We start from the raw sequence: 8,596 nt of genomic DNA, 5'->3' as shown, positions 1-8,596 counted from the left end.
ACCACCACTGCCCCAGCTCTGGCCCCAGCCTCTGACCCTGACCCCGCACTGACCCCCACCTCAGCCCCAGCACTGGCCGACGCCACAGCCCCTCACCACAACCAACCCGCCACCCACCCAACACCCCCCCACACCACAACCCGCCACAAAACACGCAAACACGCCCGCCCCACCCGCACACCCCGCCAACACCAGCCCGGACGGCCTCGTCCGACGTTCGACCAGTACATGCAGGCTTTGGAGCAGTGGCGTAAGGAAGCCCCCGCCGGCCAGGACCGCAGCCGCCTCCTGCCCCCACAAAGTACTTCCGTGCTCCTCCGCGTTCCCGGCGCCGAAGTCGTGCACGTCCACATCGGCAAATGGCTGAACAACCTGCAGGACCAAGGGAAGGGGCTGACCGAGGACGAGGCCAATAAGCTGCGGACACTCGGCTGGACCCTCGAGAAGGCAGGGGAGGTAAACAGGGGCGGCAGGAAGGTGCCGCGCTACAAACTGAAGCCCACCCCAGATCAGCGCCAGAACATTCGTCGGCCGTTCGAGCAGTACCTGCTGGCTTTGGACACGTGGCGTGCCGACCACAGCACCGCCATCCCCGGCCCAGGTGCTTCCGTGTCCGTCCGGGGTGTCGATGGCCGAGAACAGTCCGTCACCATCGGCAACTGGCTCGACAACCTGCGGGCCAGGGGGCTGAAGAATTGGGATTCTTTGCTGGCGGGTGCTCTGAGAGCGCGCGGTATCCCCACCATGGAAAAGGACGGCAGTCTCTGGCGCACGGGCACGTCAGGGTCGGTGGTGCCGGTGTGGGGTGTGGAGGTCTACCTGCGTGGCCTGGCCGCCTGGCGTGCCGCCGCCCCCGCGGGCGAGGACCGCAGCACCGCCATCCCCCCCGACGGCACCTACATCACCCTCACCGACCCCACCCCCACCCCCCTCACCGACGCGAGCAACACCCGCCGGCGGGAACACAACGCCACGGACAGCGCGGCCACCACCAGCGGTGCAGACATCCCCATCGGCACATGGCTGTTCCAGGCCCGCCATCAGGGACTGACAGGACTGACGGACCACGAGATCACCCAACTGCAGGCCGCCGGCCTGCATATCGGGGAAACCGACACCAAAACCAGGCGCACACGTCTGTACTGGGACCACCCCGGAACAACAACCCCCACCCACACAACCAGCCCCCGCCACACGGGCACCAGCCACCAACCCGACACACACCAACACCCCACCCACCCCACCACAACCACAACACCCGCACCCCCCAGCCGGAAAAGGCCACGGCCAGCAGACGACGCACAGACAGGTGAACAGCCACCCGGCTCAAATCACGGACGCCGCCCGAAACGCGGGAAAGGGAGGCCCGCCGCCGCGCCCCGCGGCGGCAGGCCCCGCCAGACCGCCCCACAGGGCGACCCCACCACCACCACCACCGCTGCCGCTGCTGTTGCCGGGCAGGACAGGCCGGCCCCGCCCGCCCCACACGCCCAGCCCGCACCCGGCCTGCCGGCCACACAGCCAGACACCGGCACCTCCACCCGGCCCGCACCACCCATGAACACGGACACGCCGGCCCCGCCCACGGACCCCAGCACCTCACACCACCCGGGCCCGCCGATCACAGACAGCGGCTGGCCGGCGGACGGCATGGGCGATGCACCGGCGGGACCGGGTGTGGAGAGGCCGGGGAGTGCCGTGCCCGCCGGAATGTTCGATCCCCGCGCGCTGGATGACCTCTTCCTGCCCGGCGAGCCGCCGACGGCGGCAGCCGAGGGCCGGGGCCAGCAGGCCGAGAAAAGTTCACACGCCAGCCCGAAGCACCGCAAAACCCGCATTAAGTGGACGGATGAACTGACCCTGGCCGCCATGGACGCGTGGCGCAACACTGAATACCCCGACAAAGAAAACTGCACCGAAATCCCCCCAGTGGACGCTAAGGTGAGCGTCCGCATCCCGAACACCGACAGGTACGAAAATGTCCGAATTGGTGATAAAATACACAACCTGATAACTAAGGGTGTGAAACGCGCGTCTCCCTACCTGATCGCGGGACTGGAAAATCGCCACCTCCACATGGAGAAAGTGGACGACCTCTACAGGATTGTCCGCCAGGCAGGCCAAACACGTCGACACGAGTGGTCAATCAAACAGTTTATAGCCGGTCTCCTGCACTGGCGGAGCGAAGACCGCAGCAATACACTCCCGCAACGACGACAGACGGCGGTCTTTGCCGTTCCTGGCAGCGACACCCCTTCCACCGTCCCCATCGGCAGCATTCTGTACAATATGCTGTACGGCGAAAGGAAGCTGACGGGGGCCGATATCGCCCTGTTGCGACAGCACGGCATTCACCTGTCGGAACCGGACAATGGCGGCCGTCGCAGAGTCCTGCAAAACCCTGCGCCGACCGCCTCCGGCAGCGGGACCGGGCCTGACCCGGAAGCCCAGCCACGCCACACACGCCAGGACGGCACCGACGCAGGCGGCCCGCCTCCGCAGCCCCACAGCCTCCCCCAACGCCGCCGCCGCGCGCTCACCACCACCTCGGCCGGGCGACCGGTCCGAAAGCGGCCCCGCCCCACCCCCGCAGGCACCCCTCGCCACTCCGTCCCGCAAGGCGCCCCCACCCCACAGCCCGCGCAGCAGCCAGCCGCCGAGACCAGCCGCCCCGGCATCACCACACCGGAACAAGAACAGCAACAGGACCCGGCACGCGACGCGGCGACCTGGCCCGGCGACCACGCCGACGAGGCAGCCGGGCAGGACCCCGAAGGCCTCGGCGACAAGCCGGCCGCGCACGCTGCCACAGGCGCGACACACGAGAGCGAGGAGAGCACAACAAGGACGGCCGGCCCACCGCCCGCCGACGGCCCGCCCCCGCACACGGCCACCCGCGCAGCCCCTGCCGCAGGCATGCCCGCAGACGCCGGCACCGCAGAGCATCAAGCCATGTCGGTGGAGGACTACATCCTGGACCAGATGAGAGGCCGGCCCCGAACCGCCGAGTAATTGTCAAAACGTGTGGATCAGTTGAGGTGGTTCATGCACGGCAGCTGTAGACAGCTCTGTCGGTGTTCGTCACGGCTGGTCAGCGGTGTGACGGGGGTGGCAGCGGGCGCGAGGTCGGCCGCCTTGATCATGACGTGGACTGACACGACATCAGAACGAGACGGCCGCATCGGTCACGGTGGACCATGAAGGCCACGACCTCGCGTTGGAGGGTTTGCCGGCCTCGGTGGCCGGCTGTTTCGCCCGGTCCGAAACCCGGGAGACGTTCGCGCGGATGGCTCGGGCCATGCTGATGGAGCTCGAGGACGTCAACTGCTGGAACCTGGCCGAAGCGATCTCGCCGACACCACACCATGATCAGCCCCGCAGCTATCTACAGCTGCCGTGTCGATGAGCGTGACGTGCTCGACCTCCCCTCAGGAACCCGGGAAGCCGCCCTCAACGAGTTGGCCTTCCACGCGTCGGCCCAGCTCCCTGCCGACGCGCCTTTGGGTGCACACGAGTCGCCGGTGCGAACGGGGGTCTTCGAAGTTATCGTCGCAGCCTTTCTGGCTGCACTGGGACGACGGCCGGGGACGGCGTCGTCACGCTCCGGACTACTTCGTCCGGCTGGCTGCGGGGCGGGCCCGGGTCGTGGACGTTCGTGCCGAGGACGACATGGATGATCGGACACGGGAGGCCTTCGCAGCGACCGAGCGTGCTTGTGAGGCCGTGGGCTGGGAGTTCGAGTGGGCCGGCCGTCCTGATCCGGTGTTCATGGCCAACGTCCGGTGGCTGTCGCGGTATCGCCGGGCACGCTCCGGTCGGCCGGAGGCTGTGGCTGAGCGCCTTCTGGAGGTGTTCAGCGAGCCGAGGGGCTTATGGGAGGGCAGCGGACGGGTCGGCGACCGGATCCAGGTTCTGCCGGTGCTGTTCCACCTGCTGTGGTCGGGGAAGTTGAAGGCGGATCTGTCGGGAGGGCTGTTGGAGACCGGGAGTCTGGTCTGGGCGAAGGGGCGGCAGCGATGGGCCGGTTGACGCGTCCGCCGACTCTGGTGGTCGGTGAGAGAGTCCGATTCGATGGGCAGGTCCGGGGGGTTCTTGAGGTGACCGCCCAGGCCGTGGTCCTGGAGGATGCCGGGGATCCGCACCGGGTGGTGGCCTTGATCGAGCTGTTCGAGGCGGAGGACTTCGAGGTCTTGTTCCGTCCGGAGCGGATGCCGCTGCCGGCCTCTTCCGTTCTGGAGGCGCTCCCGGCGGCAGCGGTCACACAGGCACTGTGGTGGGAGAGCCACATCCTGGAAGTGGTGCACGGACTGCCGCCGGACGCGGAGCCCGGGACGGAACCGCGCGAGGAGTACGGGCCGGGCACGTCGCTGACCGGGCGGGAGAAGGCCAAGGCCTCGGAGCTTTCGAGGGCTGGGCACCCGGTGACGGCCAGCACGGTCGCCCGGCTGCGTCGCCGCTATCTGAAGGATGGGGTTGCGGGGCTGGCTGATGGCCGCGCGGCCCGCAAGCGGCCGGAGTTCGGGACGGTGGACCCCGAGGTGGTGGACGCGATGCGTCAGGCCATCAAGGAAGGCGTCGACTCCTCCACCCGGACCGCGTCCTACCTGATCTGGAGGACGAAGGAGATCCTAGAGCAGACCCAGGAAGGACATGCGGTTACGTGGCCGTCCCGGGCCACGCTCTACCGGTTGGTGGAGAAACTGACGGCGGGCACCCACGCAACGGGCTCGGCCGTCACACGCCGGTCGAAGGCCCACACGGCGGCTGTCCCGTTCGGGGAACTGACCGTCAGCGCCCCGGGCGAGGTCATGCAGATCGACTCCACCCCGCTCGATGTGATGGTCCGCCTCGACAACGGGGTCGTCGGCAAGGTCGAACTCACGGCGATGATCGACGTCGCGACCCGGACCCCGACAGCGGTCGTTCTCCGGCCGTCGACGAAGTCGGTTGACGCCAGCGTGTTGCTGGCCAGGACTGTTACTCCGGAACTGATGCGCCCGGGCTGGGTGGACGCGCTCAAGATGTCCCGCTCCGTTCTGCCGCACCGGCGGCTGCTGACCCTGGACGAGCGCCTCAAACACGCGGCCGCCAAGCCGGTGATCGTCCCGGAAATGATCGTCTGCGATCACGGGAAGGCGTTCATCTCACGCAACTTCCGAGCCTCCTGCCGGTTCCTGGAGATCGACTTCCAGCCGACCCACAAAGGCGCGCCCTTCGAGAAGGGCCACATCGAGAAAATGCTGGGCTCGGTCGCCACGATGTTCGCGCAGTTCCTCCCCGGCCACACCGGCCGCAACACCGACCACCGCGGCCGGCACCCGGAGAAGGAAAATCTGTGGTCACTGCCCGAATTGCAGGAACTGCTCGATGAGTGGGTCGTCGCAAGGTGGTTGAACCGCCCCCACGAAGGACTACGCGACCCCGACCATCCTGGCCGGCTGTTCACGCCGAACCAGAAGTACGCCGCGCTGATCGAGTCCTGCGGCTACGTCCCGGTCGCCCTCAGCGGCCAGGACTACATCGAGCTCCTGCCCGCGGCCTGGCGGGCCGTCAACGCCTACGGCATCCGGATCAACAACCGCACCTACGACGCCCCGGAACTCGGGCCGATGCGGCGCCACCATTCAGGCGTCACCGCCAAGCGGGGTCTTTGGGAGGTCCACCGCGACCCCTACGACGTCTCCCGGGTCTGGGTACGCAACCACCGCGGAGACGGCGGATGGGTCCAGGCGACCTGGAAATACTTGAACCGGGCACCTGTCCCCTTCGGAGACCTCGCCTGGGACCACGTCAGCCACCAGCTGCCCAAGGCCACCGAGGAAGAACTCGCCGAGGCCGTGGCCGCCTTGCTGACCCGCGCACATGCCGGCCCTACCCAAGTCGCTGAGGGAAAGAAGAGCAAGAAGAACAAGCCCTCCAAGCGGGACCGGCAGGTGACCGCTCGGACCAGAGCCACGGCTCCGGCCGTGATCTCTCCGCAGCCCGAGCCGTCCCAGGAGACCGCGGGCGAGCCCGTTGCGGAAGAACAGCAGGAAGACGAAGAACCGATGGCCGAGGTGATCCCGCTCGGGCTCTTCGACCCGCTTGAGGACCCCTGGAGACGCCCGTGAACACCCCGCTGGCCGACCGGCCGGACGACTTCGGCCGCTACCTGACGGTCCTGCCCGGCTGGCGCGCGTTCGTCGCGGCCTCTGTCGGCAAGCCGATGGTCATGCTCGGCGAGGCTGAGTACGCCGCGCTGGTTCATGAGGCTGAATCCGACGCACTGGCCAAAGACGAGAAGAACACCTACGACGAGGATCGCCTTGACCACCACGCCCGCCTGCAAGTGGTCGCCACCTCCACCGTCCGGCACACCGTCACCTGCGGCCGCCGCCTGGTCATCCTCAACCGTGGCGCGATCAGCGCCCGCCGAGGCCTGATTGTCACCGGGCCGGCCAACACCGGCAAGACGATCTCCCTGACCCAGCTCGGTCTGGCCCACGAACTCCAGGACCGCCGCCGTCACCCCGGCCAGGACGAACGCATACCGGTCATCTACATCACCGTCCCGCCCGCCGCGACACCCCGCATGATCGCAGCCGAGTTCGCCCGCTTCCTCGGCCTCCCGGTCCTGCGAAGCTCCAACATCACCGACCTCATCGAATCCGTGGTCGGCGTCTGCACCAAGGCCCGCAGCGGCCTCGTCCTGGTCGACGAGATCCACAACATCTCCCTGGACACCCGCACGGGAGCCGAAGCGTCCGACACGCTCAAGTACTTCTCCGAGCGCATCCCCGCGACCTTCGCCTACGCGGGCATCGACATCGAGAACAGCAGCCTGCTGACCGGCACCCGCGGCGACCAGATCGCCGCCCGTTTCACCTCGGTCGCCACCCATCCTTTCCCCTACAACGCGGAATGGAAAGGGCTGGTCGCCCAGATGGAAGCCAACCTGCTACTGCACCAGCACAAACGCGGCACTATCACGCGCCTGGACCGATTCCTCCACACCCGCACCGACGGCATGATCGGCACCCTGTCCCACCAGCTTCGCGGAGCCGCCGTCGACGCCATCCTCACCGGCACCGAAAAGATCACCAAAGCCGGTCTGCTGGCCGTCGATCTGGACATCGCCTCCCGCCGCAAGCGCCCGGGAGGCCCCTCGGCCACGAACGACGAAGGGTGCAGATCCAATCAGGGTTCCAAGGTCCACGAGCAGGCCGTTTCTTCAGCGCAGCAGGCCAGCGACGTGGGGCGGCCCCTCAAAGGATCTGCACCCAACGACGAACAGTGACACCATCCGCCCGCAGCACTCCACCGATCGCCCGCCTTCCCTTCCAGACCCGCCCAAGGGCCGGGGAAGGGGTCCGGTCCTTCATCACGCGGCTGGCCCAGGCAAACCAGCTTCCGCCTGCCTACCTGCGGAAGTTTCTTTGTGAACCGCCACTACACCGCGGGGCCCCGAGCTGGGACCGCTTAGCGACTGTCACTGACCGTGATGCCGACCAACTGCGACACACTCTTGAGACGGTGTCATGCGCGGAATGCGGTGCCTCCATATTGGCCAACTCACTTCGCGGCGTTCGCCCGAAGACGTGCTCCGCAGCTTGCCGAACGAAGGTCTACCGCAGGAGACTCCCGCGTTCCACTCCACCCGAACCGGTGCCTTGCCGCGTCTGCGGCAACCTGATGAAGATCCAGTTCGGACAACGTCGCCGCACCTGTTCACCGGCCTGTCGCCAGATTGCCTATCGAGCCCGTCAGCCGGCACCTGAGCCGACGCCTTGCCGTGTCTGCGGCAAGTTGATGGAGGCCCAGTATGGGCAGCTTCGCCAGATGTGTTCGCCTGCCTGTCGGCAGACAGCTCTCGCGGCTCGTCAGCCAGCCCAAGAGCCACTGCTGACTCGCCGGGCCACCGCTCGGCCCCGCACTCCGGGCATCTGCGCGGCTTGCAGGCGTCCGTTGTCCGAGGAGTCAGTCAAGAAGGGTGGCCTGACCTGCTCGCACCGCTGCCGCCAGAAGGCATACCGCCAGCGCAAGGCGATGCCGCCCGAGTAGCGGATCATCCTGCACCGATCATTCTCACCGGCACAGTCGATGCAGATTCGCTGAGACAAACCGCTGAAGCGTGAACCTTCGCTGAGACGAAGATGGATCAGCGCAGCTTCGGTGAGATCGGATCAATCTTCGCTGAGACGGGTCACCGGCCGTGGTGGAGGGACGCTGCGCAGCTGCGCGAGGCGCCCGTAGCGTCACGTGAAGGCGTCACGGTGTGACGTCTTCTGAACGTGATTGCCTCTGGCGGTAGGCCCGGGTGCGGCACCTCGCAGAGCAGTACAGAGCATCCACCCGCTTGCGCGGGCCGCCCGCGGCTTCACCGACGAACCACCAGCTCTTACAGACCGGACACCGCTTCTTCGGCCGGCGGTACGGACGGCCCTCCCGCAAGGCGGCGGCGAACTCCACGTTGGTCCGCCACCACTCCTCACGCTCACGCTTCCCCCGCCACGCCTTCGTACGACAGGCTGTTGAGCAGTACCGGCGCGACTTCCGGCTGCCCTCCGGCAACGGGCTGCCGCACTGACTACACCTGCGGACACTCTTCCTCGACACG

General features: G+C 67.6%; 6 protein-coding genes. 5 read left to right on the top strand and 1 reads right to left on the bottom strand.

Features of this window, described 5'->3' with window-relative positions; genetic code table 11:
* The first annotated feature begins 309 nt into the window (after positions 1–309).
* Positions 310–3,012, top strand: coding sequence for a hypothetical protein (locus tag OHB41_RS51640; RefSeq protein ID WP_266709702.1), 2,703 nt, complete (start codon positions 310–312; stop codon positions 3,010–3,012).
* A 17-nt stretch (positions 3,013–3,029) separates the two neighbouring features.
* Here the strand turns inward: OHB41_RS51640 and OHB41_RS51635 are convergent, their stop codons facing one another.
* A complete protein-coding gene (locus OHB41_RS51635) occupies positions 3,030–3,158 on the bottom strand; it encodes a hypothetical protein (protein WP_266709700.1) in 129 nt (42 codons plus the stop codon).
* A 244-nt stretch (positions 3,159–3,402) separates the two neighbouring features.
* Between OHB41_RS51635 and OHB41_RS51630 the strand changes: the two genes are divergently transcribed.
* From OHB41_RS51630 to OHB41_RS51615, 4 genes are all read left to right on the top strand, one after another.
* Positions 3,403–4,029, top strand: coding sequence for a TnsA-like heteromeric transposase endonuclease subunit (locus tag OHB41_RS51630; RefSeq protein ID WP_266709706.1), 627 nt, complete (start codon positions 3,403–3,405; stop codon positions 4,027–4,029).
* Positions 4,017–6,110, top strand: a complete 2,094-nt coding sequence (locus OHB41_RS51625; protein ID WP_266709229.1) for a TnsB C-terminal domain-containing protein — start codon at positions 4,017–4,019, stop codon at positions 6,108–6,110. The genes OHB41_RS51630 and OHB41_RS51625 overlap by 13 nt, the downstream gene beginning before the upstream one ends.
* A 95-nt stretch (positions 6,111–6,205) precedes the next feature.
* Positions 6,206–7,276: an AAA family ATPase gene (locus OHB41_RS51620; protein WP_526025129.1), complete on the top strand. Its 1,071-nt coding sequence runs from the start codon at positions 6,206–6,208 to the stop codon at positions 7,274–7,276.
* A 1,059-nt stretch (positions 7,277–8,335) separates the two neighbouring features.
* Positions 8,336–8,566: a hypothetical protein gene (locus tag OHB41_RS51615; protein ID WP_266709696.1), complete on the top strand. Its 231-nt coding sequence runs from the start codon at positions 8,336–8,338 to the stop codon at positions 8,564–8,566.
* Positions 8,567–8,596: the final 30 nt, after the last annotated feature.

It is taken from the genome of Streptomyces sp. NBC_01571 (assembly GCF_026339875.1).
Taxonomy (GTDB): domain Bacteria; phylum Actinomycetota; class Actinomycetes; order Streptomycetales; family Streptomycetaceae; genus Streptomyces.
Note: the sequence above shows the minus strand (reverse complement) of the source record. Positions and strands in the feature narration are given on the sequence as shown.